At 69.2% G+C, this 26,812-nt stretch carries 18 protein-coding genes and 2 pseudogenes; 17 read left to right on the forward strand and 3 right to left on the reverse strand.

What is annotated here, in order from left to right; all coding sequences use genetic code 11:
* Positions 1-42: 42 nt before the first annotated feature.
* The 7 genes and pseudogenes from mdeB to M6G65_RS19160 all read left to right on the forward strand — a co-directional run bounded on the left by mdeB (position 43) and on the right by M6G65_RS19160 (position 8,958).
* Entirely contained in the window at positions 43-2,718 is a 2,676-nt protein-coding gene (mdeB, locus tag M6G65_RS19135; RefSeq protein WP_238196142.1) for an alpha-ketoglutarate dehydrogenase, read from the forward strand.
* Positions 2,719-3,044: 326 nt separating this feature from the next.
* A complete protein-coding gene (locus M6G65_RS19140; protein ID WP_250102723.1) occupies positions 3,045-4,349 on the forward strand; it encodes a 2-oxo acid dehydrogenase subunit E2 in 1,305 nt (434 codons plus the stop codon).
* 8 nt (positions 4,350-4,357) lie between these two features.
* Positions 4,358-6,055: a dihydrolipoyl dehydrogenase gene (lpdA, locus tag M6G65_RS19145; protein WP_250102724.1), complete on the forward strand. Its 1,698-nt coding sequence runs from the start codon at positions 4,358-4,360 to the stop codon at positions 6,053-6,055.
* Between the two features lie 208 nt (positions 6,056-6,263).
* Entirely contained in the window at positions 6,264-7,199 is a 936-nt protein-coding gene (locus tag M6G65_RS19150) for an AraC family transcriptional regulator (protein ID WP_238196139.1), read from the forward strand.
* Between the two features lie 382 nt (positions 7,200-7,581).
* A pseudogene (locus tag M6G65_RS34035) lies at positions 7,582-8,137 on the forward strand (hypothetical protein).
* A 33-nt stretch (positions 8,138-8,170) separates the two neighbouring features.
* Positions 8,171-8,581, forward strand: coding sequence for a DUF2147 domain-containing protein (locus M6G65_RS19155; protein WP_238196138.1), 411 nt, complete (start codon positions 8,171-8,173; stop codon positions 8,579-8,581).
* A 116-nt stretch (positions 8,582-8,697) separates the two neighbouring features.
* Positions 8,698-8,958: a hypothetical protein gene (locus M6G65_RS19160; RefSeq protein ID WP_238196137.1), complete on the forward strand. Its 261-nt coding sequence runs from the start codon at positions 8,698-8,700 to the stop codon at positions 8,956-8,958.
* A gap of 84 nt (positions 8,959-9,042) precedes the next feature.
* Here the strand turns inward: M6G65_RS19160 and alaS are convergent, their stop codons facing one another.
* On the reverse strand, positions 9,043-11,721 hold the full coding sequence (gene alaS / locus M6G65_RS19165; protein ID WP_250102725.1) for an alanine--tRNA ligase: 2,679 nt from the start codon (positions 11,719-11,721) through the stop codon (positions 9,043-9,045).
* A gap of 230 nt (positions 11,722-11,951) precedes the next feature.
* On the opposite strand from alaS, the pseudogene M6G65_RS19170 reads away from it, so the two are divergent.
* From M6G65_RS19170 to M6G65_RS19190, 5 genes and pseudogenes are all read left to right on the forward strand, one after another.
* A pseudogene (locus M6G65_RS19170) lies at positions 11,952-13,117 on the forward strand (transglycosylase SLT domain-containing protein).
* 176 nt (positions 13,118-13,293) lie between these two features.
* Positions 13,294-13,836, forward strand: a complete 543-nt coding sequence (locus M6G65_RS19175; RefSeq protein WP_373323738.1) for a response regulator — start codon at positions 13,294-13,296, stop codon at positions 13,834-13,836.
* Positions 13,837-14,059: 223 nt separating this feature from the next.
* Positions 14,060-14,989, forward strand: coding sequence for a transglutaminase family protein (locus M6G65_RS19180; RefSeq protein WP_238196133.1), 930 nt, complete (start codon positions 14,060-14,062; stop codon positions 14,987-14,989).
* Between the two features lie 67 nt (positions 14,990-15,056).
* Positions 15,057-15,875 (forward strand): transglutaminase-like domain-containing protein, encoded by an 819-nt coding sequence (locus M6G65_RS19185; protein WP_238196132.1) that lies wholly within the window; start codon positions 15,057-15,059, stop codon positions 15,873-15,875.
* Positions 15,876-16,005: 130 nt separating this feature from the next.
* On the forward strand, positions 16,006-16,653 hold the full coding sequence (locus tag M6G65_RS19190; protein ID WP_250102726.1) for a L,D-transpeptidase: 648 nt from the start codon (positions 16,006-16,008) through the stop codon (positions 16,651-16,653).
* A gap of 93 nt (positions 16,654-16,746) precedes the next feature.
* On the opposite strand, the gene M6G65_RS19195 is transcribed toward M6G65_RS19190, so the two are convergent.
* Both M6G65_RS19195 and M6G65_RS19200 read right to left on the reverse strand, forming a co-directional pair.
* Positions 16,747-17,118, reverse strand: a complete 372-nt coding sequence (locus M6G65_RS19195) for a hypothetical protein (protein ID WP_192708074.1) — start codon at positions 17,116-17,118, stop codon at positions 16,747-16,749.
* Positions 17,119-17,247: 129 nt separating this feature from the next.
* Positions 17,248-17,736 carry a phasin gene (locus M6G65_RS19200; protein WP_238196131.1) on the reverse strand — a complete coding sequence of 163 codons (489 nt, stop codon included), beginning with the start codon at positions 17,734-17,736 and terminating at the stop codon, positions 17,248-17,250.
* Between the two features lie 223 nt (positions 17,737-17,959).
* Here M6G65_RS19200 and M6G65_RS19205 point away from each other — a divergent pair, with 223 nt between their 5' ends.
* The 5 genes from M6G65_RS19205 (at position 17,960) to M6G65_RS19225 (ending at position 26,804) form a co-directional block, all read left to right on the forward strand.
* A complete protein-coding gene (locus M6G65_RS19205; RefSeq protein WP_238196130.1) occupies positions 17,960-20,455 on the forward strand; it encodes a sensor histidine kinase in 2,496 nt (831 codons plus the stop codon).
* A 284-nt stretch (positions 20,456-20,739) separates the two neighbouring features.
* A complete protein-coding gene (gene acs / locus M6G65_RS19210; RefSeq protein WP_250102727.1) occupies positions 20,740-22,686 on the forward strand; it encodes an acetate--CoA ligase in 1,947 nt (648 codons plus the stop codon).
* Between the two features lie 137 nt (positions 22,687-22,823).
* Positions 22,824-23,198, forward strand: a complete 375-nt coding sequence (locus tag M6G65_RS19215) for a DUF485 domain-containing protein (RefSeq protein ID WP_238196128.1) — start codon at positions 22,824-22,826, stop codon at positions 23,196-23,198.
* Positions 23,195-24,877 (forward strand): cation acetate symporter, encoded by a 1,683-nt coding sequence (locus tag M6G65_RS19220; protein ID WP_238196127.1) that lies wholly within the window; start codon positions 23,195-23,197, stop codon positions 24,875-24,877. The genes M6G65_RS19215 and M6G65_RS19220 overlap by 4 nt, the downstream gene beginning before the upstream one ends.
* Positions 24,878-25,169: 292 nt before the next feature.
* Positions 25,170-26,804 carry an MFS transporter gene (locus M6G65_RS19225; RefSeq protein WP_238196126.1) on the forward strand — a complete coding sequence of 545 codons (1,635 nt, stop codon included), beginning with the start codon at positions 25,170-25,172 and terminating at the stop codon, positions 26,802-26,804.
* Positions 26,805-26,812: the final 8 nt, after the last annotated feature.

Raw genomic sequence — 26,812 nt, forward strand, 5'->3', positions numbered from 1 at the left:
GGCGAAGCTCGTATGATCGGGTCAGCCAGGGAGGCCGCGCCGATGAACGCCATACCGCCGAAAGCCACCATCGCGCGGTCCGCCGAGGTCGATCACGACCCGGCCGAGACCCAGGACTGGCTCGCCGCGCTGGAATCGGTCTTCCGCACAGAGGGCGCGGCCCGGGCCCGCTTCATCCTCGACCGGCTGGAGCGGCGCTCGAAGGAGATCGGCATCCTCGACGAGGCCCTGCCCTACTCGCCCTACCGGAACACGATCGCGCTGGAGAAGCAGCCGCGCTACCCGGGCGACCTCGACATCGAGGAGCGCCTGACCTCGATCATGCGCTGGAACGCGCTCGCCATGGTGGTGCGCGCCAACATGGCCTACGGCGAGCTCGGCGGCCACGTGGCCAGCTACGCCTCGGCGGCCGAGCTGTTCGAGGTCGGGTTCAACCACTTCTTCAAGGGCGGCGCGGACGGCGACCTCGTCTACTTCCAGCCGCACTCGGCACCGGGCGTCTACGCGCGGGCCTTCCTCGAGGGCCGGCTCTCCGAGGAGCAGCTGAAGCACTACCGCCAGGAGATCGCCGGCGACGGCCTGTGCTCCTACCCGCATCCCTGGCTGATGCCGGATTTCTGGCAGGTGCCCACCGGCTCCATGGGCATCGGCCCGATCCACGCGGTCTACCAGGCGCGGTTCATGCGCTACCTCGGCGACCGCGGGCTCGCCGACACTTCCGGCCGGCACGTCTGGGGCGTGTTCGGCGACGGCGAGATGGACGAGCCCGAGTCGATCGGCGGCCTGGCGCTGGCGGCGCGCGAGAACCTCGACAACCTGACCTTCGTCATCAACTGCAACCTGCAGCGGCTCGACGGGCCGGTGCGCGGCAACGGCCAGATCATCCAGGAACTGGAGAGCCTGTTCCGCGGCGCCGGCTGGAACGTCATCAAGGTGCTGTGGGGTTCCGAGTGGGACGGGATCTTCGCCCGGGACACCAACCATGCCCTGCTGCGCCGCTTCGCCGAGACGGTGGACGGCAAGTACCAGACGCTCGGCGCCAAGGACGGCGCCTACAACCTCGCGCACTTCTTCGGCGAGGACCCGGAGGTGCGCGAGCTCGTCGCCCACATGTCGGACGCCGACGTCGACCGGCTGAAGCGCGGCGGACACGACTTCCGCAAGCTCTACGCGGCCTTCGCGGCGGCCAAGGCCACCAAGGGGCGGCCGACCGTGATCCTGGCCAAGACCAAGAAGGGCTACGGCATGGGCGGCGCGGGCGAGTCGCGCATGACGGCCCACCAGGCCAAGAAGCTCGACGTCGACGCGCTGCGCGCCTTCCGCGACCGCTTCGCCCTGCCGCTGTCGGATGCGCAGGTCGAGGGCCTGGCCTTCTACAAGCCGGCCGAGGACGGCGCCGAGATGCGCTACCTGCGGGAGCGCCGCGAGATGCTCGGCGGCGTCCTGCCGGCCCGCCGCCGCACGGCGCCGACCGTCGCGGTTCCGGCGCTCTCGACCTACGCGGGCTTCGCGCTCGAGGCCGGCGGCAAGGAGATGTCGACCACGACGGCGGTGGTGCGGCTGTTCGGCAACCTGCTGAAGCACAAGGATCTCGGGCCACGCATCGTGCCGATCGTCGCCGACGAGGCGCGGACCTTCGGCATGGCCAATCTGTTCCGGCAGGTCGGGATCTACGCGCCGGAAGGCCAGCTCTACGAGCCGGAGGATGCCGGCTCGATGCTCTACTACCGCGAGGCTCGGGACGGGCAGCTCCTCGAAGAGGGTATCACCGAGGCCGGAGCGATTTCGTCCTGGACGGCGGCGGCCACGTCCTACAGCGTCCACGGCCTGTCGATGCTGCCGTTCTACATCTACTACTCGATGTTCGGCTTCCAGCGGGTCGGCGACCTGATCTGGGCGGCGGCCGACCAGCGCGCCCGCGGCTTCCTGATCGGCGCCACGGCGGGCCGCACGACGCTGGGCGGCGAGGGCCTGCAGCACCAGGACGGGTCGAGCCACATGCAGGCGGCCGCGATCCCGAACTGCCGGGCCTACGATCCGGCCTTCGCGTACGAGATGGCGGTGATCGTCGACCGGGGCGCCCGGGCGATGATGGAGGAGGGTGAGGACGCCTTCTACTACCTCACGGCGATGAACGAGAACTACGCCCAGCCGTCCATGCCGCACGGGGCGGAGGCCGGGATCCTGAAGGGCATGTACCGGCTGTCGGGGCCGGAGGCGGGGAGCGCCGCCGTACGGCTCCTCGGCTCCGGGGCGATCCTGCCGGAGGTGATCGCCGCGGCGGCGCTGCTCGCGCACGATTTCGGCATCGCGGCCGAGGTGTTCAGCGTGACGAGCTTCAGCGAGCTGGCCCGCGACGCCCGCGAGGCCGAGCGGCAGGCGATGCTCAACCCGGAGACCGAGGCGCCGGTCAGCCACGTCGCGGCGCTGCTGCCGGGCACGGCGCCCATCGTCGCGGCGAGCGACTACGTCCGGGCCTACCCGCAGCTGATCGCGTCCTATGTCGGCGCGCGCTTCGTCGCCCTCGGCACGGATGGGTTCGGCCGCAGCGACACCCGCAGCGCGCTCCGCCGCTTCTTCGAAGTGGATCGGCAGCACGTGGTCATCGCCGCCCTGCACGCCCTGGCCGAGACCGGCACAGTGCCGCGCACCACGGTGGCGGACGCGATCCGCCGCTACGAGATTGATGCGGACGCGCCCGCGCCCTGGACGGTCTAGTCCTTGGTCATGTGCCGACGCGGGCGTCACTCAAACACGACACATCGTCATTCCGGGGCTCGCCGCAGGCGAGAGCCCGGAATCCAGAACCATCGGGTATCCGCGATAAGGCGGGAGCGCGCCGGTCCAACCTGGCACGTGCAGCGGTTCTGGATTCCGGGCTCCGCTGCGCGGCCCCGGAATGACGGGATTGGCTATCAGACCGTCACGTCCGGGTTGCCGAGGCGAAGACGCGTCAGGGCCGGCACTCTAAGGGTCCGGCAGAGGACCTCCGCCACGCGAACCCGCTTCGCCATCCACTGGCCCAATCACGGAACTCCGCCCGCATGAGCGCCGCGCTGCAGATCGCCCTCCCGGACATCGGCGACTACCGGGACGTGCCGGTCATCGAGCTTCTGGTGAAGCCGGGCGACCGCCTCGCCGTGGACGACCTGATCCTCAGCATCGAATCCGATAAGGCGACCATGGAGGTCCCCTCCCCGGTCGCCGGAATCGTGCGCGAATTGCTGGTCTCGGTGGGATCGAAGGTGTCCGAAGGGACGCCGATCCTGACGGTCGAGCCTGGCGAGGGCGGTGAGGCCGCACCTGCGGCGGGAGCGCCTGCCGCGGCCACGATGCCGACGGGTTCCGAGCAGGGCGCTGGTTCCCTCTCCCGCACGGGAGAGGGGTCCGGTCGCGCCTCACCGGAGCCGATACAGGCCGATCCGATCCAAGCGATCCGCGGCGACGTGCATGCCAGCCCGTCCGTCCGCCAGCTCGCGCGCGAGCTCGGCGTGCGCCTCGACGGCGTGCCGGCCACCGGGCCCAAGGGGCGGATCCTGCGCGAGGACGTGCACGCCTTCGTCAAGGCGGCCCTCGGCGCGCCGGTCCAGGCGCCCGTCGCCGCATCGGGGATCGGCGCCGGACTTCCGCCTTGGCCTGACGTTGATTTCGCCAAGTATGGCCCGGTCCGGCGCGAGCCACTGTCACGGATCCAGACGCTGTCGGGGGCCAATCTCAGCCGCAACTGGCTGACGATCCCCCATGTCACCAACTTCGACCGGGCGGACGTCACCGAGATCGAGTCGTTCCGGGTCGGCCTCAACAAGGAGGCGCGGACGCCGCCTGCCCGGGTCACCATGGTGGCGTTCCTGATCAAGGCGGCGGCCTTGGCCTTGCGCGCCCATCCGCGATTCAACACGTCACTTGAGGGCAGCGACCTCGTCTTCAAAGACTACGTCCATATCGGCTTCGCGGTGGACACGCCGAAAGGCCTGATGGTGCCGGTGGTGCGCGATTGCGATCGCAAGGGCCTGATCGAGATCGCCACAGAGATGGCCGCGATGGCCGAGAAAGCCCGGGCCGGAACGCTCGCGGGTTCCGACATGCAGGGCGGCTGCTTTTCCGTCTCGTCGCTCGGCGGCGTCGGCGGCGACGGCTTCACCCCGATCATCAACGCTCCCGAGGTCGCAATCCTGGGCGCGGCACGCTCGCGGACTGAGGCGGTCTGGGACGGGCAGGCCTTCCAGCCGCGCCTGATCCTCCCCTTGAGCCTGTCCTGGGACCACCGCGTCGCCGACGGCGTCGCCGCCGCCCGCTTCCTCGGCCACGTGGCGTCGGTCCTGTCAGACCTGCGCCGCGCCCTCCTGTGACCGTCGCCATGCCCGACACGCTCGACATCCGCGTCCCCGACCTCGGCGACTACGCCAAAGTCCCCGTGATCGAGATCGCGGTCGCTCCGGGGCAGCCGATCGCCAAGGATCAGACCCTGCTCGTCGCCGAATCCGACAAGGCGACGCTGGACATCCCCTCCCCGGCGGAGGGCCATCTCATCGAGATGCTGGTCGGCCTCGGCGACACGGTCTCGGCCGGCACCTTGGTCGCGCGCCTCGCGGTCGCGGCGCCGCGGGCGGCTGAGGCGCCGGCTCCCGCCTCGCCGCCGCAGAAGCCGAGCGCCGATGCGGACTGTGATGTCCTGGTGATCGGTGGCGGTCCCGGCGGCTATTCGGCCGCTTTCCGGGCTGCCGATCTCGGGCAGCGGGTGATCCTGGTGGAGCGCGATGCGACCCTCGGCGGTGTCTGCCTGAACGTCGGCTGCATCCCCTCCAAGGCGCTGCTGCACGTGGCGGCGGTCACCGAGGAGGCCGTCCGGCTCGCCGCGCACGGGATTCACTTCGGCGCCCCGACGGTTGACCTCGACAAGCTCCGGACCTTCAAGACCGGCACCGTCCGCCGCCTTACCGACGGGCTCACCCAGATGGCGCGACAGCGGAAGGTCGAGGTGGTGCGCGGCAGCGCGCGCTTTACCGGACCGCACGCGGTCTCTGTGGCCCTGCACGACGGCGGCACGCGCGACCTCACCTTCGCCGGCGCTATCGTGGCGGCAGGCTCCTCGCCCGTGGCGCTGCCGATGCTGCCGGACGACCCGCGCGTGGTGAATTCGACGGGTGCGCTGGAGCTGCCGGTCGTGCCCCGCCGGCTGCTCGTGATCGGCGGCGGCATCATCGGCCTGGAGATGGCGACCGTCTACAGCGCTCTCGGCGCCCGCGTCGACGTGGTGGAGCGCCTGCCGAACCTGCTGGAGGGCGTCGACCGCGACCTCGTGGCGGTCTGGACGAAGCGCAACGCCCATCGGTTCGACCGGATCTGCACGGGGGCCGAGGTCACCGCCGCGGACGCCACACCGGACGGCATTGCCGTTAGGCTCGCCGGCGAGGCAGCGGCCCAAACCTACGACCTCGTGCTCCAGGCAGCCGGACGCAGTCCGAACGGCGCGACCCTGGGGCTCGACGCGGCCGGCGTGGCCCTGGACGGCGGCTTCGTGCCGGTCGACGCCCAGATGCGCACGAACGTGCCGCACATCCTGGCCATCGGCGATTGCGTCGGCCAGCCGATGCTCGCCCACAAGGCGGTCCATCAGGGCCACGTTGCCGCCGAGGCGGCCGCCGGCCACAAGGCCGGGTTCGACGCCGCGGTCATCCCGTCTGTGGCCTATACGGACCCGGAAATTGCCTGGGTCGGCCTCACCGAGACGGCGGCCAAGGCGGCCGGCCGGTCCGTGGAGGTCGCGCGTTTCCCCTGGGCCGCCTCGGGCCGGGCCATCGCCAACGGCGCCGATTACGGCCTGACGAAGCTCCTGTTCGATGGGAAGACGAAGCGCATCGTCGGCGGCGCCATCGTGGGACCGAGCGCGGGCGACATGATCGGCGAGGTCGCCCTGGCGATCGAGATGGGGGCGGACGCCACCGATATCGGGCGAACGATTCATCCGCATCCGACCCTCGGCGAGACGATCGGCCTCGCGGCGGAAGCGGGGCTCGGCCTGTGCACCGACCTGCCGCCGGTGGTGCGGCGCTGAGGGTTCGTCAGATCCTCGATACCGGCCCGCACCGTAAAGCCGGCATCCGATGCGGTGGGCGGCTGCCGGCCACGCGCGGGGCCACCCAGCACACATCGAGGAGAAGCTCCAACCAGCCGGAAAAGATCGGCACCTGTGCCGAGAATGGGACGGACCGGACACGCGAGTATCGCTAAGGTTATCCAGAACCTCAACCAGATGCACTGCCGTGAGCTTCGTACCCCGGTCCCTCTTCACGACTGACGCTCTGCCCGAGCGAGACCGTTTCGAGGCTTGGCGCGCCCTGTTCTCCGCTCATGACCTCGACGCCGATCCGCACGGCTTCGCCGGCAGGATCGAGACCACCCTGGTCGGATCGATGGCGCTGCGCGTCATGAACGCGGCACCGCAGGCGCCGGCCCGGACCAGATCCCAGATCCGGCGCGACGGCCAGGACGGCTTCGTGCTGCATCTGAGCCGGCACCCGTTTCACGTCGAAACGGACCGGGGCGAGGTTGCAGTCCCAGCGGGCGCGATCAGCCTCAACGACCTGTCGCAGCCCTATCGCCGCAGCCGGGTGCCGGAGACGGATTCGCTGATCCTGGCGTTTCCCCGTTCGTCCGTCGCCGCCGTCCTTCCGGACGAGGACGCGTTGCACGGGCTGATCCTGAACGGCGGTGCGGGGCGTCTCCTCGCCGACCACATGCGGAGCTTGGCCGCGCATAGCGACGCGATCGCCACGATCGACGCCGCCCATATCGCCCAGGCCACGCTCCACATGGTTGCGGCCTGTGCCCGTCCGAGCCTGGAGGGAGCCGCACGTGCCGCCGCGCCCCTCGATGCCGCCCGACTCAGGGCAGCGAAGCGGCTCATGCGCGGGAATCTCTGCACGCCGCTCCGGATCGACACCGTCGCGCGGGAACTGGGCCTGTCGCGCTCGCACCTCTATCGCCTGTTCGAGCCGGAAGGCGGGGTGGCGCGCTACCTCGCGCGGCAACGGCTGGCCGCCGTCCGCGCCGCGCTCGACGATCCGCTCGATCGGCGATCGATCGGCGAGATTGGCGAGGCCTATGGTTTTGGGAGCAGCGCTCTCCTCAGTCGTGCGTTTCGGCAGGCCTACGGCCTCAGCCCGCGCGACTACCGGGCTTTCGCCCGCGGAACATGAAGCGGCCGCAATCGCCGCCGCTCGCTCATTCATCGGGATCGGGAGCGGCGTAACTCGACGGGTCTGCCGATCGTATATATCCCGTCGCGGGGCCGGCCAGCGGCCGGTCTGGTTCGTAGATCCTGCCGGTCTCGACGGTCGGCTTGCGAAAACGATCGGGCGTTCATCTGGGAGGACAAGCCCCGAGATGCTGAGGCTTACCGGAAAGTTCTCTCGCCATGCCGCTCCGATCTCGTTGTTCCGGCCTCGGCCTGGCCCTTTGCTGTCGCGCTACGAGCAACGCCCGTCCGGACCGGCGTCCGGACGATGGGCCATCCGCCTGGTTCTGGCGGCATGGGGTGCAGGTCTGTTGACCGGGTCCCCGGGCTGGGCGCTCGACGGCATGGCGCAGACGGGGTCCGCTGTCGCCCTGGCGCCGACCGACGATTCTCAGGCGCTGATCGCCGCGCTGAGAAGCCGGATTCTGGCCGCGCACAGTGCGACGCTGGCACTCGAGGGCTGGTGCGCCGATTACAAGCTTGCGGGGGATCCGCATCTGGTCGCTGAGCGCGTGCCCGGGGCCGACAAGCCCCTGACGGCGGCTCAGCGTGCGCGTCTGGCGATCGGTCCGGACGAGCCGGTGCGTTACCGCCGGGTCCGCCTCGCCTGCGGAGATCGGGTTCTGTCGGAGGCGGACAATTGGTACGTCCCCGCCCGTCTCACGCCGGAGATGAACGCCACGCTCGACGGCACCCGCACCCCGTTCGGCCGGGTCGTGCGCCCCCTTGCCCCGGTGCGTCACACCGTCGAGGTTCGCGCGCCGGTGCCGCACGCAAATCCCGGTCTCGACGATCCGCTGTTCGAGGTCGATGCCGTGCTGTCGACAGGAGCCGGTCAGCCCTTCTGCGAGGTCGTCCGAAACCTATCTGGGCGGTGCACTGCCCCGAGCTTCGCGGTAAGACCCCGTCCGAACAGGGGATGGGAGGACCGGAATGCATTCACGGCTGCGTCGTACAGTTTGGGCTCTGGTGGCGATGGGCGCGCTCGGCGGTCCGGCCTGGGCGGCCGACCCGTCCGGGGTCTGGCTGACGGAAACCGGGAGTTCCCGCGTCCGCATCGCGCCGTGCGGCGGCGGCTTCTGCGGGACGATCGTCAGCGCACCCGGCAAGGGCCTCGACGTGAAGAACCCCGATCCAGCCCTGCAGAATCGTAGCGTGGTGGGGGTGCAGATCCTGGATGCGCGCCAGGCCGACGGCACCGGCTTCTCGGGCTCGCTCTACAACCCGAACGACGGGAAGACCTATTCCGGATCGCTGAAGCTGACCGGACCCAACACCCTCGAAGTGGCGGGCTGCGTCATGAGCGTGTTCTGCAAGCGGCAAACCTGGACGCGGGTCAAATAATCCGCGGCGCGTATCGGCGGCTTGGCGCGGCGCATATTCTTGTGCCGCGTCGCAACATCGCAGGATCGATAGCGCGCGATTGAAGTTGGCTGGGTCTGCAACCAACAAGGATTGTCATGACCCGGACACTTCTCGCGAGCTTTCTGACCCTGGCCACCCTCGCCCCAGCCGCCGCCCAGGTGGTCGACAGGCCTGTCGCGCCCGCGCCGGGCGTGGTCAGCCAGCAGAGCGACAGCACCGGCGGCAACGCGGCGGTGACCTACTCGCCGACGGGACAGCCGGCCGACACGATCTCCAACAACTCGTCGGCCGCCGGAAACGCGAATCAGCCGTCGCGGGTCGCGCCCCAGGGTGGCGCCGGTGGCGGCAACAAGTAAGCCGACCTTCCGGAGCAGGCCGATCCGTCGCCTGATCCGAGGCCGCACCGGAGACGGTGCGGCCTTCGCCTAGGCAGAGACACCTCAGGCGGCTTCGGCGAGGGCCTGCGCGACGGCGTCGAGGGCGGCCTCCGCCCCGGCGCCGTTCGGGCCGCCGGCCTGCGCCATGTCGCGACGACCGCCACCGCCCTTGCCGCCGAGGGCGCCAGCGCCGGCCCGGACCAGCCCGACCGCGTCGTAGCGCTCGGTCAGGTCGTCAGTGACGCCGACCACCAGGCCGGCCTTGCCGTCCGGCCCGACGCCGACCACCGCCACGATGCCGGAGCCTAAGCGCTTCTTCTCCTCATCAACGATCGGCTTGAGATCGCGCATGTCGAGCCCCTCGACCACCGAGCGGCGGAACGCGACGCCGCCGATCTCGGTCTGCTGCGCGCCTGAGCCCGGTCCGCCCTCACCGCCCATGGCGAGCTTGCGCCGGGTCTCGGCCAGCTCACGCTCGAGGCGCCGCCGATCCTCCATCAGCGCCGTGAGACGATCGGGCGCCTCGGAGACCGGGGCTTTGAGGATGCCGGCCAGCGCCGCCAGCGTCCGGGCCTCCTCGGCGCGGTGGTGACGCGCCGCGTCGGCCGTCAGCGCCTCGATCCGGCGGACACCGGCGCCCACGGCGCTCTCCGCCACGACGGTGATCGCCCCGATGTCGCCGGTTCGCGCGGCGTGGGTGCCACCGCAGAGCTCGACGGAGAAGTTCTTCGGCTTGCCCTGGGCTGCCGCGTCATCGACCGGCAAGCCCATGGATACCACCCGGACCTCGTCGCCGTACTTCTCGCCGAACAGCGCGCGGGCGCCCGACGCGATGGCGTCGTCCACCGCCATCAGCTTGGTCACGACCGGCGCGTTCTGGAGCAGCACCGCGTTGGCGATGTCCTCGACCCGGGCAAGTTCTTCCGCCTCGATCGGCTTCGGATGGCTGATGTCGAAGCGCAGACGCTCGGGGCTGACCAGCGAGCCCTTCTGGGCGACGTGGTCGCCGAGCACCTGCCGCAGCGCCTCGTGCAGCAGATGGGTGGCCGAGTGATTGGCCCGGATCGCCTTGCGGCGGGCATGGTCGACCTTCAGCTCCACCGGCTGGTCGAGGCTGAGGCTCCCCTCCTCCACGGTTACGTGGTGGACGAAGACGTCGCCGAGCTTCTTCTGGGTGTCGGTGACCCGCGCGCGGACGCCCGGGGCCAGGATCAGACCGGTATCGCCGACCTGGCCGCCCGACTCGCCGTAGAACGGCGTCTGGTTGACGAGGACGAGGCCGGTCTGGCCGGGCTCAAGGCTCCGCACCTCGGCGCCGTCGCGCAGCAGCGCGGTGATGATTCCTTCGGCGGTCTCGGTCTCGTAGCCCAGGAATTCGGTGGCCCCGACGCGCTCGCGCAGGCCGAACCAGACGGTCTCTGTGGCCGCCTCGCCCGAGCCCTTCCAGGCCTCGCGGGCTGCCTGCTTCTGGCGCTGCATTGCGGCCGCGAAGGCGTCGGTGTCCACGCCGATGCCGCGGGCCTTGAGGGCGTCCTGCGTCAGGTCGAGGGGGAAGCCGTAGGTGTCGTAGAGGGTGAAGGCGGTCTCGCCGGAGAGCTTGTCGCCATCCTTGAGGTCACGGCTCTCGGCATCGAGGATCGACAGGCCGCGCTCCAGGGTCCGGCGAAAGCGGGTCTCCTCCAGCTTCAGGGTCTCGGCGATCAGGCTCTCGGCCCGCATCAGTTCCGGATAGGCCTCGCCCATCTCGCGCACCAGCGTCGGCACGAGGCGGAACATGGTGGGCTCGCGGGCGCCGAGGATCTCGGCGTGGCGCATGGCCCGGCGCATGATCCGGCGCAGGACGTAGCCGCGGCCCTCGTTGCCCGGCAGCACGCCGTCGGCCACCAGGAAGGAGGCGGCGCGCAGGTGGTCGGCGATCACCCGGTAGGACGCCATCGTCGCCGGTTCCGGCGCCCGCGAGACCGCGTGCGCGACGGCGTCGATGAGCGCCCGGAACAGGTCGGTGTCGTAGTTCGAGTGCACGCCCTGGAGGATCGCCGCCATGCGCTCCAGGCCCATGCCGGTGTCGATCGACGGCCGCGGCAGCGGGTTGCGGACGCCCGGCTCCAGCTGCTCGTACTGCATGAACACGAGGTTCCAGAACTCGAGGAAGCGGTCGCCGTCCTCGTCCGGAGAACCGGGCGGGCCGCCCTGGAGGGCCGGACCCTGGTCGATGAAGATCTCCGAGCACGGGCCACAGGGGCCGGTATCGCCCATCTGCCAGAAATTGTCCGAGGTCCCGATCCGGATGATCTTGTCGTCGGAGAAGCCGGCGATCTTCTTCCACAGACCGGCGGCCTCGTCGTCGTCGGCGTAGACCGTGACGAGGAGCTTGTCCGGCTTGAGGCCGAACTCCTTGGTGATCAGCGTCCAAGCCAGCTCGATCGCGCGGTCCTTAAAGTAGTCGCCGAACGAGAAGTTGCCGAGCATCTCGAAGAACGTGTGGTGGCGCGCGGTGTAGCCCACATTGTCGAGGTCGTTGTGCTTGCCGCCGGCCCGCACGCATTTCTGCGCGGTCGTCGCTCGGTCGTAGGCGCGCTTCTCCATCCCGGTGAAGACGTTCTTGAACTGCACCATGCCGGCGTTCGTGAACATCAGCGTCGGATCGTTCTTCGGCACGAGGCTGGATGAGGACACGACCTCGTGCCCGGCCTTGGCGAAGTAGTCGAGGAAGGTCGACCGGATCTCGTTGACGCCGCTCATCGGGGCTGACTCTGGCAGGACAGACAGGGAAAGGGCGGCCGCGCGTCCTTCGCGCGGCGCCCGCATGGCGCCCTCTTAAGGAGGGATCCCGCGCGAGTCACGGGCGGCCTGCCGTGAATTCGCCCCGGGACGCCGCAACTCGGCCACAAGCACGGCCGTGTTGTCGCCACATCTGTCAAGCGATGGTGAGTCCGTAGCGCCGTCGCGGCGTGTGGAGAGTCGGGATAACGATGCAGGGCCGCACGGTCGGATCGCCGAGGACCATCACCGGCAAGCAGGGCCATTTCGGCGCCGGCAGCGCCGACGTGATCGCCGCCCAGCCCATGCTGGGCCGCGCCCATGGCAGCCGCCCCGCGCTGTTCCGCTCGCTGTTGACCGTGTCGCTGATCGCCGGCGGCCTCAGCGCGGCTCTGATCGGTTCGGGTGTCGACCTCGGCAAGGTCGGCCTGTCCCCGGCGGTCTCGACCGCGGAGGCGGCGACCGAGCTGCCGATGCCGCGGCCGCGGATCCACACCGTGGCCCTGAACGACACGCTCGAGCAGACCCCGTTGCGCGCCGCAGCCAGCTTCGCGCCCGTGCACGATCTCGACACCGATATCGGCTCCAACACGGTGGACCGGGTCTCCTACGACTTCCTGCTTTCGGAGAGCTCGGGCGGCGACCCGAACGACATCCTCGAATTCGGGCCGATGAAGATCCGGCGCCACCTCGTGCAGACGATCGTGCGCGCCGCCCAGGCCGTTCAGACCGATCCGGTCCTGCTCATGGCGGTGGCCGACAAGGAGTCGAGCTTCGTCACGGCGGTCCAGGCCAAGACCTCCTCGGCCACCGGTCTCTACCAGTTTATCGAGCGGACCTGGCTCGGCGTCGTGCGCGATTTCGGCGCCAAGTACGGGCTGGAGAAGGAGGCCGCGCTGATCGGATCGGACGCCAACGATCGGCCGGTGATCACCGATCCGGCCGAGCGTGCGCGGGTTCTGGAAATGCGCCGCGATCCCTATCTCTCGGCCCTGATGGCCGGCGAGATGCTCAAGCGCGACGCGGCCCGCATCGCCCTGCGCATCGGGCGCGAACTGACGCTCGGCGAGGTCTACCTGCCCACTTCCTGGGACCGGACGACGCGGGCGAGTTCCTCGCCAACGTCGTGAACAAGCCGGCCGCGGCCGCCGCCGCGCTTCTCCCGGGGCCGGCCCGCGCCAACCGCTCGATCTTCTTCGCCGCCGGCCGCTTCGTCGGGCGCGGCCGTCACCGCAAGCCGCTGAGCCTGTCGGTGGCGCAAGTCCACGAGAAGTTCGAGGCGATGATGAGCACCCGCGGATCGCGCTACCAGAACGTCCGCGCCGTCTCGGGCATCATGGCCTACGCCGATGCCGAGGCCGGGACCGCGACGCAGTAACGCCTCTGTGAGGCCGCGGCCCGTTTCGGGCGCCGGCGCGCAACCAGCGGCGGATTGCCGACTTTCCTCCCTGTGCGCCGCATGTCCGCCGGGCGCGAAGGATGACTTCGGGGGAGTCCTTGAAAAAGCAAAAGACGAGCGCACCCCTACCGCTCACCGATACGCTGTCTCCGGGTATCCCGCTCGATCAGATCGGGCAGACACTCGCCTCGTTCTACGACGAGTTGGTCTCCGAAGGTGTACCGGAGCACCTCGCCGCCCTGGTGCGCCGCGTCCGCCAGACGGAGCATATCACCACCGCGCAAGAGACCACGGGCCCGGCGCCGGCCCCCGCAAGCGAAGTGCCGCGTGTCGCCCTGGTCGTGGAGGACGATCCCGAGGTTCGCGCCTTGGCAGAAACCCTGCTCGAAGAGACCGAACTCGAGGTGGTGGGCTGCGACAGCGCCGAGGCGGCCCTGTCGGTCCTCCAGGCGCGGGGTGGGGACGTCGCCTTGGTCTTCGCCGATGTTCGGCTGGCCGGTGAGATGGACGGACTTCAACTCGCCCGAGCGGTGGCGACCCTGTGGCCGAGAGCCCGGCTGGTGGTCACGTCCGGACACGGCCTGGAACGTCCTGAGCTGCCATCCGAGGCGGTCTTCATCGCCAAGCCCTGGCGTGCGCTCGACGTGCTGGTCGAGGCCGAGCGCGCGGCCGCAGAGCCGGCGCCCCCGGTCCTTTGACGGACGAGGCGCACAGCCGAAATCTGCTCGGCGACGTCGCGCTGTAGGTCCGGAATCGAGAAGCTAGCGCGGTATCCGGAGGCCTAGCCTATGGGCGCGGACCGTGCGCCACCCGCGGGCCTTCACCGCGATCGGCGCGGCCAAGGGACGACCGCGCAAGGGCGCTGGGCCCGGCCCTTGCATGGCCGAAGACCGTATCGGTGCGAGCCCGGAGTCTGCGAAGGTGCCGATCCTCTCCGTCCGCCACCGAACGGTCTACCGGTATCGGCGTCCGGTCGCGTTCGGCGAGCACCGGATCATGTTTCGGCCCCGCGACAGCTACGACCAGCGGCTGATCGAGGCGACCCTCGATGTAGATCCCGAGCCGTCCTCGCTCCGCTGGATGTTCGATGTCTTCGGGAATTGCGTGGCGGTGGCGGCCTTCGACACCCGCGCGGAGGCACTCACCTTCGACTGCGGCATCACCCTTGAGCACACGCCCGAGCACACGCCGATCTTTCCCCTCGCCCCGCACGCGACCCATTATCCGTTCGGCTACGGCGCCGAGGACATGCCAGACCTGTCCCGCTCCATCGAGCGGCAATGGCCGGACCCGGGCCACGAGATCGATGCCTGGGCGCGCGGCTTCCTGCCGGCGGACGGACGGATCCCCACGCAGGAGCTGCTGGCTGCCATCACGCGCAGCGTGCGCGCGAATTTCACCTATCTCGCCCGCGCCGAGAAGGGCGTGCAGGATCCGCTCACTACGCTGCGCAGCAAGCGGGGCTCCTGCCGTGATTTCGCGGTCCTAATGATGGAGGGTGTGCGGGCGCTCGGCATGGCCGCACGGTTCGTGTCCGGCTACCTCTACAATCCCCGCAACGACCGGGCCCGCCACGTCGGCGGCGGCTCCACCCATGCATGGCTGCAGGTCTACCTGCCGGGCGCCGGATGGGTCGAGTTCGATCCGACCAACGGTATCGTCGGCAACCGCGACCTGATCCGCGTGGCAGTCGCCCGCGACCCGGCGCAGGCGGTCCCGCTGCACGGCTCCTTCTTCGGACTGGCGAGCGACGATCTCGGCATGCAGGTCGAGGTCGACGTGATCGAGGTGCCGGTCGACGCGGCAACGACACGCACATTTCAAGGTTCGCCGCTGCCTCTGGCGCGTTGAGCCCCCGGACCCGGTACGAGCGTGCGTGGCGATCCCGCGCGAATGGCGAGACGACGAGATGGCCGCGATGAAGATCAGGACAGGTTTCGACATCGGCTTCACGCTGTCTCAGCCGACCCCGATGATCCTGATGCTGAGCGTCCATCCCAGCAGGCTGGCCGATCTCCTGAGCCCGCAGGCGATCGCCTTCGATCCGCCGCTCACGGCGCACGAATACCGGGATTCGTTCGACAACATCTGCCACCGCATCGTCGCACCGCCCGGGCAGTTGCTCATCTCGGCGGACTTCACCGTCCAGGACACTGGAGAGCCCGACCTCGTCGTGCCTGAGGCCCGGCAGATCCCAGTGCAGGACCTGCCCGATGACGTGATGGTCTACCTGCTGGGCTCGCGCTACTGCGATACCGACAAGCTCTCGCAGACGGCATGGTCTCTGTTCAGCGCCGCGCCGGAAGGCTGGGGGCGGGTTCAGGCGATCGTCGATTACACGCACGAGCGCATCCGCTTCGACTACCAGCGCGCCGACGCGACACGGACGGCGCATGATGGCTTCATGCAACGCGAGGGCGTGTGCCGCGACTTCGCGCATCTCGCGATCGCCTTCTGCCGCTGCATGAACATCCCGGCGCGCTACGCCACGGGCTATCTCGGCGATATCGGCGTGCCGAAGGATCCCGCCCCGATGGACTTCTCAGCCTGGTTCGAAGTCTATCTCGACGGTCCTGACGGCCCGCGCTGGTACACATTCGACGCGCGTCACAACCGGCCGCGGATCGGCCGCATCGTCATGGCCCGCGGACGGGACGCAACCGACTGCGCGATCGCCACGAATTTCGGCTTCGCCCATCTGGCGCGGTTCGACGTCCACACCGACGAGGTGGCCTGAGCGGCCGCCCGTCGCACGGGTGAGCCCGCATACGTATTCCGCCGTCCATCAAAATGTCGGCGCGTGCGTGGAACTGCTTGGCTATGCTCACGCTTGTAATGGCAAAGGTTATTGCACAGGCAGGCCATCCATGAAGACCTCGCTCACCGCACTCGGCGCGCTCCTCGGCGTGGCTGTTCTTGCCGCGACACCGGCGCTCGCCGCTTCGTCGTACGATCCCTTCGGCACCGACAATGCCGACGAGTACTACTCGGACCAGGGACAGTATGGTTACCAGGGTACGTACGCGCCGGGCTACGGCCAGGGCGTGCAGGCCGCACCGCAGGCGCAGGTCCAGCCGATCCCCCGTGAGGTCGTGGCGTTCAACGCCCCCTATGCGCCGGGCACGATCGTGGTCTCCACCGCCGAGCGCCGCCTGTACTACGTGCTCGGCAACGGCGAGGCGCTCCGCTACGGCGTCGGCGTCGGCCGCCCGGGCTTCAGCTGGAGCGGCACCAACACCATCACCGCCAAGCGCGAGTGGCCGTCGTGGACGCCGCCGAAGGCCATGATCGCCCGTCGTCCCGATCTGCCGCGCTACATGGCCGGCGGCATTGAGAACCCACTCGGCGCTCGCGCCATGTATATCGGCCACACCGAATACCGCATCCACGGCTCCAACGAGCCGGACACGATCGGCCAGGCCGTGTCGTCGGGCTGCATCCGGATGACCAACGACGACGTGACCGATCTCTACGAGCGCGTGAAGGTCGGCGCCAAGGTCGTCGTGCTGAACTGATCGGATCCCAACCGGGCCCCCATAGCCCGGCAGGAGGTACAGCGGCCGCGTCGTCCGGATCGGATGGCGCGGCCGCCTGCGTTCGCGCTCAGATCACGGCACGACCCGGCCCACGGCGGTCTGCGCCGGGCTGAAGGAGGCGATCGGCAGGTCGCAGAAGCAGCGCACGCCGAGGGGACGCGGCCCGGGCAGAGGACACGAGAACGGCTTCGGTCCGGTGAGACCCTGCTGCACGGCATCGCAGTTGAAGCCGACCGGCGCGCGCTCCGCCCGGCGGGGCGGCCGGCGGTAGCCGCGCTCGTAGCCCGGATCCTCGTAGCCCGCAGGCGGCCCACCGTAGCCGGGGCCCTCGACATACTGGGCGCGGGCACCCGGCCCGGGCAGGACGGCCGCGAGCGCCAGCGCGGCGATCGTCAAACGGACAGGACCACGCAGGCCGGATCGGCCGGAGACAGTAAGGCGCATGCCTGAACCCTTCGCTCGACGCGGACCCATCGCGTCCGCCCGGCGGCTCTCGGCGGCAATACCGGCGAAAACGAGACGGCCCGCCCCCGGGTCGGGAGCGGGCCGCGGCCCCGTTCGGTGACGGGAGGCTCAGTGCGTCGCGCGGTCGGCGGCGTCCTGGGCGTTCTGGGCGGTCTGCTTGGCCGCGTCCTGGCCCTGCTCCATGGCCTTGCGCGCCTCGTCGGCCCCCTGCTGCATGGCCGACTTCGCGCGCTCGGCCCCCTGCTGCATCGCGCTCTGGGCGAGGCCGCTGAACTCCTTGGCCTGCGCCTGGATGGCGGCGAACTGGCTGCGGACGAACTCGGCCTGATGCTGCATGGCCTCCTGCATGTCCTTCGCCCGGACCAGCTTCTGCGCGAGGTCGAACGCGGCGTTCACGTTCTGCTCAGCGTATTCGAAGCCGCGCGACGAGGCGTCGAGAGCGTTGCTCCGCGCCAGCTCGGCCGAACCCTGCACCGTGTCGGCCGTGCGGCGGGCAGCACCGATGAAGCTGTCGAACGCCTTGCGGGCCTGCTCGACACTCTTCTCGGCGAAATCGCGCATTTCGGTCGGGACTTCGTAGTTCGGAGGGTTGCTCATCTTTCGTCTCCTCTCATTTTCGTCTGTGGATGGCGCTTTGTGCAGTGCAAAATAACCGATTCGCCACCATATGCCACCCGCGCCACCGGCGTTAAGGTTGACATGACGTAAACGTGTGACGGTCGCGCCGAGAATCCAGCGTCGCGGCGTGAAGGAGTTTACAATAGGGCTTCGATCGCGGGCGTTTCTCGGGCAAACGGGGTCGGGGAACAGGGACGGGCGTGTGAGTTCGAGGTCGCGGGCTTTGGAGACGACACTGATACCGACTGCCGGATCAGCCGAGCCTCAGCTCGCCGCCGCCTTCGCGGCCTGGCAGGGAATGCCGAACTTGGCCGCGGCGCTCAGCGCGCGGGATCCGGTTCATCTGGTGATCGATGCCGGGGCCGGGCGGATCGTGCACGCCTCCCCGAACGCCCTCCTCCTGGCGGACGCCCTCGGCGGCGCCAGCGTGGCAGGATTGATCCGGCAGATCGTGGCAACGGCGCCGACGGATACCGCGCCGCGCCTCGTCCGCCTGCGCCTCGATCCACGCCGGATCGCGCCCCCCGTGCTCTGCTGGCTGGCCCGCCACGATCAAGGGTCCAGCGACACCGTGATCCTGGTCGCCGCGACAGCGCCGGTTGCGGTGCCTCGGATCCGTTCGGCGCAGCCGGAGGCGGAACCGGCGCCGCAACGGCCGCCTGCCGTGGCGGCACCCGAGCTCGCGCTCCAGCGGGACGACCGCTTCCTATGGCGGATGGATGAATCGGGTACGCTGACCGCGCTCAACGGTCCTGACGTCTTGGCGGGCCTCGTCGGCCAAAAGTGGCAGGAGCTCGCCGCGGCCGGCCGCGTCACCGGTGCCGAGGGAATGCTCACGGCTCTGCACGAGCGGCGCACCTTCCGCGGCGAGGCAGCCGTCCTCGAGACCGCCGGCGGCCCTGTCCGGGTCGAGCTCTCGGGCGCACCGCTCGGGCGCGGCGATGCGGCGTTCTCGGGCTTCGGCGGATTCGGCCTGATCCGAGCCTTTCCTCAGCAAGCCTCAAGCTCAGCCCCGCAGGATACGGCTGCGGAGATCGCGAGGCCGGTCGAGGTCGCGCCGACCACACCGGTTCCGGCGCCTCCAGCCTCTGAGCCCGAGATTGCGGACATCGCCGATCCGGCCCCCGTACCGGCTCCGCTGTCTACGGACGAGCATGCTGCGTTTCGCGAGATCGCCCGGGCGCTGGGCGCGCGTTACGCGGGCGATGAAGCGGAGCCCGATACGGAAGCTCGGAAGCCGGAAAGCGGCGCCGTCATGCCATTTCCCGGATCGCAGCCCGGCCTCGCGGAAACGCGCGACGCCGCGATCGCCCCGGTGCCCGGCACCGAGATTCTCACCGGCCTTCCCCTTCCGGCGCTCATCCATCGCGCCGACACGATCCTGGCGGCGAACGGCAGGTTCCTCGCGCTAACGGGATACACCGATCTGGCAGCCCTGGTGGCGACCGGTCTCGGCGCGCTGCTGCCGGGTTACGCGCAGGCGGAGGCGCCAACCGCACGCCGGACGGCGGTCACGACGGTCGAGGGAGGCACCCAGCCGGTCGAGGCGCTGAGCGGCGCCTGCGCGTGGGCCGGCGCGCCGGCGACCTGCCTGATCGTGCGGCCGCTTGAAGAAGCCGATGTGGCGGGCGCGCTCACGGCCGAGCGCCTGGCGCACGCAGCGCAGGCGGAGCGCACGGCGAGCGCCGAGGCGGCGCTCGACGCACTCACGTCGGGGATCGTCACGCTCGACGGAGCGGGCCGCGTCGTCGCGGTCAACCGCGCGGCCGCCGCCATGCTCGGCTGCGATCCCCGCGAGGTGGTCGGAGGCAGCTTCGTGGCCCTGTTCGACCGGGACAGCGTGCTGGCCGTTGCCGATCTTCTGCGCGGCGGGTCCGAGGGGTCGCGTTCCGTCTCCCTCGCCGGCGCGACCCTGACCCTCGACATCAAAGCGATGCGGGACGATGGCCGTCGGGTCGCAATCCTGGACCCGGCGCCCGCTGCCTCGTCTCACGCTCCGCCTGCTCCGCCGGTCGCGGAGGATCGGGCCGCCGCGCGCGGCGCGAATCGGGGCGCGGCCCTGACCCGCCTGGATCAAGCGTTCCGCGAACCCCTGACCGGCATGCTCGACCTCGCCGACGCGATGCTGAAGGAGCCGTTCGGTCCGCTCGGGGACTCCCGCTATCGCGGCTGCCTCGCGGAGATCAAGGCGTCCGGCGAGGCCATGCTGCAGCGGGTCGGCAAGCTTCTCGACCTCGCCGCTGTCGAGGCCGGATCCCTGCAGCTCGAGCCGCGTCCGCTCGACCTCAACGACGTCGCGGCCGGGTGCGTGGCGCGGCTCCAAGGCCAAGCCGCCCGCGGCCGCATCGTCGTGCGGACGAGCTTCTCCTCCGATCTGGAGGATCTGGAGGCCGACGAGCGCTCCGTCAGCCGCGCGGCCTCCCTGGTGATCGAGCACGCCATCCGGCGCTCGACCGCGGGAGGCCAGATCATCGTCTCCACCGGCGCCGCGGAGCGGACAGCCGTGGCCCTTCGGGTACGCGACACCGGCGCCGCGTCGGCAAGGACCGCGGATCTCGAAGGGGATGTCGAGGAAGGGCTCGCCCTGCCCCGCGCCCTCGTGGAGGCCAATGGCGGTCGCCTTCAGCTGTCGGCCCGACCCGAGGATGGCACGCTGGTAGAGATCATCATGCCGATCCGCCGGGCGGCGAATGGCTGAGGCCGGGCACCGTGGAAGGTCATCGCTCCGAGTCCGCCGCCAAGCGTGGAAAACACGCGGCGGCCGATGGTATCACGACCCTTCAACTCGGCTTGACAGGGCATCGTCCGAAGCTTCAATCAGCCCCTTACATTGCGCCCAATTTATTCAGCAAAACCGACGTCCGCGCGAGCGGAAAGACGATGATATCGTCATCGTAGGATGTAGGCTACGTTACTTTGGAAGTCCTGGCTGCGCGGCACTCACCGCGATACGATCGGGCACCAAAACAGGGATGGAACGCCATGGAAGGCAGGGTCATCGAGGTGCAGGCTGCGTGGCGTGAGGGCGCTCACGTCGGCGATGCCAAGTATCGGCAGATGTATGAGGCGTCGGTTTCCGATCCGGACGCCTTCTGGAGCGAGCACGGCAAGCGCATCGACTGGATGACGCCGTACACGCGCGTCAAGAATACCAGCTTCGAGCCGGGCAAGGTCTCGATCAAGTGGTTCGAGGACGGCACGACGAACGTCGCCTATAACTGCATCGACCGCCACTTGGAGAGCCGCGGCGATCAGACGGCGATCATCTGGGAAGGCGACAATCCCGACGAGTCCAAGCACATCAGCTATCGCGAGCTGCACGCGCAGGTCTGCCGGATGGCCAACGTCCTGCGCAACCGCGGCGTCGGCAAGGGCGACCGGGTCACGCTCTATCTGCCGATGATCCCGGAGGCCGCCTACGCAATGCTCGCTTGCGCGCGGCTCGGCGCGATCCACGCGATCGTGTTCGGCGGCTTCTCGCCGGATTCCCTCGCCTCGCGCATCCAGGGCTGCGGCTCGAAGTTGGTGATCACGGCCGACGAGGGCCTGCGCGGCGGCCGCAAGGTGCCGCTCAAGGCCAATGTCGACGAGGCGATCAAGCGCATCGGTACCGACCTCGTCGACCACGTGGTCGTGGTCCGGCGCACCGGCGGCAGCGTCGCGATGGAGGCGGGCCGGGACGTCTACTATGACGAGGCCGCCGAGCAGGTGACCGACGAGTGCCCGGCCACAGCCGTGGAGGCCGAGCACCCGCTGTTCATCCTCTACACCTCGGGCTCGACCGGCCAGCCGAAGGGCGTGGTCCACACCACGGGCGGTTATCTGGTCTACGCTTCGATGACGCACGAATACGTCTTCGATTACCGCGAAGGCGACGTGTACTGGTGCACGGCCGATGTCGGCTGGGTCACCGGCCACAGCTACATTGTCTACGGGCCGCTGGCGAACGGCGCCACGACGCTGATGTTCGAGGGGATCCCCACCTACCCGTCAACCTCTCGGTTCTGGGAGGTAATCGACAAGCACAAGGTCAACATCTTCTACACGGCGCCGACCGCCATCCGGTCGCTGATGGGCGGCGGCGAGGGGCCGGTGAAGAAGACCTCGCGGCAATCCCTGCGGGTGCTGGGCTCGGTCGGAGAGCCGATCAACCCGGAAGCCTGGGAATGGTACTACAACGTGGTCGGCGACCAGCGCTGCTCGATCGTCGACACGTGGTGGCAAACCGAGACCGGCGGCATCCTGATCACGCCGCTGCCGGGCGCCACCGCCCTCAAGCCCGGCTCGGCGACCCGGCCGTTCTTCGGCGTCAAGCCCGAGATGGTCGACGCCGAGGGCAAGGTCCTGCAGGGACCGTGCGAGGGCAATCTCTGCATCGCGGATTCCTGGCCGGGCCAGATGCGCACGGTCTACGGCGACCACGAGCGCTTCGAGCAGACCTACTTCTCGACCTATCCGGGCAAGTACTTCACCGGCGACGGCGCCCGGCGCGACGCCGACGGCTATTACTGGATCACCGGCCGGGTCGGCGACGTGATCAACGTCTCGGGCCATCGCATGGGCACGGCGGAAGTCGAATCCTCGCTGGTCGCCCACCCGAAGGTCGCCGAGGCGGCCGTCGTCGGCTACCCGCACAACGTGAAGGGCCAGGGCATCTACGCCTACGTGACCCTCAACGACGGCGAGGAGGGCGACGACGCCCTGCGCAAGGAGCTCGTGACCTGGGTCCGAAAGGATATCGGTCCGATCGCCTCCCCCGACCTGATCCAGTTCGCCCCGGGCCTGCCCAAGACCCGCTCGGGCAAGATCATGCGCCGCATCCTGCGCAAGATCGCCGAGGACGATTTCAGTTCGCTCGGTGACACCTCGACGCTGGCCGAGCCGGCCGTCGTCGACGACCTGATCGAGAACCGGCAGAACCGGGCCTGATCGCATCCGCGCCGCCGGCATGGCGGCGCGGCTTCGAACCGGGGCGGATGCCGGTGCGGCGGCCGCCTCCAACAAGAACCACGAACCACAATCGCGATGAACCCGAGGGCCGGAGAGCCTTCGTGGGAGGGACGGTCATGAGCAGCGGAACGACACTCGGCGCGCGGGGACGCCCGGCGCCCCCGGGTACAGCCACCCTCGGGATAGATCAGGATCCGCAGATCGCGCGGATCGCCCGGACCCCGGAATTCCAGCAGCTCGTCGGCGAGCGCACCCGGTTCGCCTGGACCCTGACGATCCTGATGCTGGTGGTCTATTTCGGCTTCATCGGCCTGATCGCCTTCGACAAGTCGCTGCTCGCCGTGAAGGTCGGCGGCACCGCCTCCCTCGGCCTGTTCGCGGGCGTGTTCGTGATCCTGTTCGCCTTTGCGCTCACGGGCGTCTACGTGGCCCGCGCCAACACGCGCTTCGACGCGCTGAGCGACGCCCTCAAGCGGAGCGTCGCCCGATGAATCGCCTCTTCCTCGGCCTGACGCTCGGCACGATCGCCGCGAGCGCGGCCTACGCCGCCGGCCCGGATCTCGGCGCCGTGCAGCAATCGGCCACGAACTGGCCGGCCATCCTGATGTTCCTGTTCTTCGTGCTGCTGACGCTCGGCATCACCTACAAGGCCGCGAAGGGCACCAAGTCGGCCGCCGACTTCTACGCGGCGGGCGGCGGCATCTCGGCCGGGACGAACTCCCTGGCAATCGCCGGCGACTACATGTCGGCCGCCTCGTTCCTCGGCATCTCGGGCCTCGTCTACACCTCGGGCTTCGACGGCCTGATCTACTCGACGGGCTTCCTGGTCGGCTGGCCGATCGTGCTGTTCCTGATCGCCGAGCGCCTGCGCAACCTCGGCAAGTTCACCTTCGCGGACGTGGCGAGCTTCCGTCTCGACCAGACGGCGATCCGCATCATCTCGGCGGTCGGCACGCTGGTGGTGGTGGCCTTCTACCTGATCGCCCAGATGGTCGGCGCGGGGAAGCTGATCCAGCTCCTGTTCGGCCTGCCCTACCTGTACGCGGTGATCATCGTCGGCGTCCTGATGATCGTCTACGTCGCCTTCGGCGGCATGAAGGCGACCACCTGGGTGCAGGTGATCAAGGCCTGCCTGCTCCTGGGCGGCGCGACCTTCATGGCCGGCGCGGTGCTGCTCAAGTACGGCTTCAACCCGGAGGTGCTGTTCGCCAACGCCGTACAGGTCCATCCGAAGGGCGACGCCATCATGGCGCCGGGCGGCCTCGTGTCGAACCCGGTCGAGGCGATCTCGCTCGGCGTCGGCCTGATGTTCGGCACCGCCGGCCTGCCGCACATCCTGATGCGGTTCTTCACGGTCTCGGACGCCCAGGCTGCGCGCAAGTCGGTGTTCTACGCCACCGGCCTGATCGGCTACTTCTACATCCTGACCTTCATCATCGGCTTCGGCGGCATCGCCCTGCTGATGTCCGATCCGAGCTACTTCAAGCTCGGCCCGGCCGGAGCCTTCGACAAGCTGAAGGACATGATCGGCGGCACCAACATGGTGGCGGTGAACCTCGCCAACGCGGTCGGCGGCCCGTACTTCCTCGGGTTCATCTCCGCCGTGGCCTTCGCGACGATCCTCGCGGTCGTCGCCGGCCTGACGCTGGCCGGCGCCTCGGCGATCAGCCACGACCTCTACGCCCAGGTGATCGCCCGCGGGCGCACCACCGAGAAGCATGAAGTCAACCTCTCGAAGATCTCGGCGGTGGTGATCGGCATCGTGGCGATCTACCTCGGCTACGTGTTCGAGAACCAGAACGTCGCCTTCATGGTCGGCCTCGCCTTCGCGGTGGCGGCGAGCTGCAACTTCCCGGTTCTGGCCATGTCGATCCTGTGGCGCGGCACCACGACATGGGGCGCGCTCGCCGGCGGTCTCGTCGGCCTGCTCGCCGCCGTGATCATGGTGGTGCTGTCGAAGGCCGTGTGGGTGACGACGCTGGGCAACCCAGCGCCGCTGTTCCCCTACGACAACCCGGCGCTGTTCTCGATGCCGCTGGCCTTCGCGACGATCTGGGTCGTGTCGCTGATGGACAAGTCCCGCCGGGCCCAGCGCGAGCGGGCCGCGTTCGAGGCGCAATACGTGCGCTCCGAGACGGGGATCGGAGCGGCCGGCGCGCACGCGCACTGACCCCGACGCGAAGCATCGAACAGGAGGAGGGCGCGGCGCAAGCCGCGCCCTTCGTCGTTTCCGGCACACCCGCGTAAGCACCCGTGTTGATAGGGTTCTTCACGATCGCTTTACCGGTTGACCCCCGCCCTTGCGATAACGCATATGTGATCTGCGCTGTGCGCAGAGCCGTCCGCGAAACCGGGCGGTGAAGGGGGCGGCCCGAGTCCCGGTGCGCCCGTATGCGTCTGGGAGGACCTGTTTCATGGCTGTGGCAACCGCGATCCCCCGAACCGGAGACGCCGCGAGGCCGATGACGTCGGCCGAGAAGCGGGTGATCTTCGCATCCTCGCTCGGCACCGTGTTCGAGTGGTACGATTTCTATCTCTACGGCTCCCTTGCGGCGATCATCGGCGCGCAGTTCTTCTCGGCCTACCCGCCGGCGACGCGCGACATCTTCGCATTGCTGGCCTTCGCGGCCGGCTTCATCGTCCGGCCATTCGGCGCCCTGGTCTTCGGCCGCGTCGGCGATCTCGTCGGACGCAAATACACCTTCCTCGTCACGATCCTGATCATGGGCCTGTCGACCTTCATCGTCGGCATCCTGCCCAACGCGGCGACCATCGGCATCGCGGCGCCGATCATCCTGATCGTCCTGCGCCTCGCCCAGGGCCTCGCCCTCGGCGGCGAGTATGGCGGCGCCGCCACCTACGTGGCCGAGCACGCCCCCAATGGCCGGCGCGGCTTCTACACGAGCTGGATCCAGACGACCGCGACGCTAGGCCTGTTCCTGTCCCTCCTCGTCATCCTCGCGACCCGGACCTTCACGGGCGAGGCCGCGTTCGCCGAGTGGGGATGGCGCATTCCGTTCCTGGTCTCGGTGCTTCTGCTCGGCATCTCGGTCTGGATCCGCCTCCAGCTCTCCGAGTCCCCGGCCTTCAAGAAGATGAAGGACGAGGGCAAGACCTCGAAGGCGCCGCTCACGGAGGCGTTCGGCCAGTGGCGGAACGCGAAGTTCGCCATAATCGCCCTGTTCGGACTCGTCGCCGGCCAGGGCGTGGTCTGGTACACGGGCCAGTTCTACGCGCTGTTCTTCCTGCAATCGATCCTCAAGGTCGACGGCTACACGGCCAACCTGCTGATCGCGTGGTCGCTGCTCCTCGGCACCGGCTTCTTCGTGGTGTTCGGCTGGCTGTCCGACAAGATCGGCCGCAAGGTCATCATCCTGGCGGGCTGCGCGATCGCGGCGGCGACGTTCTTCCCGATCTTCAAGGGCATCACTTCGACCGCCAACCCGAAGCTCGAGGCGGCGATCGAAAGCGTGAAGGTCACGGTGACGGCCGATCCGGCCGCCTGCGGGACCCTGTTCAATCCGGTCGGGACCCGGGTGTTCACCGCGCCCTGTGACCTCGCCCGTGACTTCCTGTCGAAGTCCTCGGTGCGCTACGCGACGGCGCCCGGTGCCGCCGGACAGCCCACGACGATCCGGGTCAACGACACCGAGATCCCCTACCCGCAGGGCGGCAATGTCGAAGCCAACAAGGCCACGACCGCGGCGCTCCAGGCCGCCGGTTACCCGAAGGCCGGCGACCCCGAGATCGTCAAGATGTCGAACCCGTTCGACATCTTCCGGCCGCAGGTCGCGCAGGTGATCGGCCTGCTGTTCATCCTCGTGCTCTTCGTCACGATGGTCTACGGCCCGATCGCCGCCATGCTGGTGGAGCTGTTCCCGACTCGGATCCGCTACACCTCGATGTCGCTGCCCTACCACATCGGCAACGGCTGGTTCGGCGGCCTTTTGCCGGCGACCGCCTTCGCTATGGTGGCTCAGACCGGCGACATCTATTTCGGCCTTTGGTACCCGATCGTCATCGCGGTCGCGACGGTAATCATCGGCGTGCTGTTTGTGCCCGAGACCAAGGACCGCGACATCTTCGCCGATACCTGAGCCGCGGC

The organism is Methylobacterium tardum (assembly GCF_023546765.1).
GTDB lineage: Bacteria > Pseudomonadota > Alphaproteobacteria > Rhizobiales > Beijerinckiaceae > Methylobacterium > Methylobacterium tardum.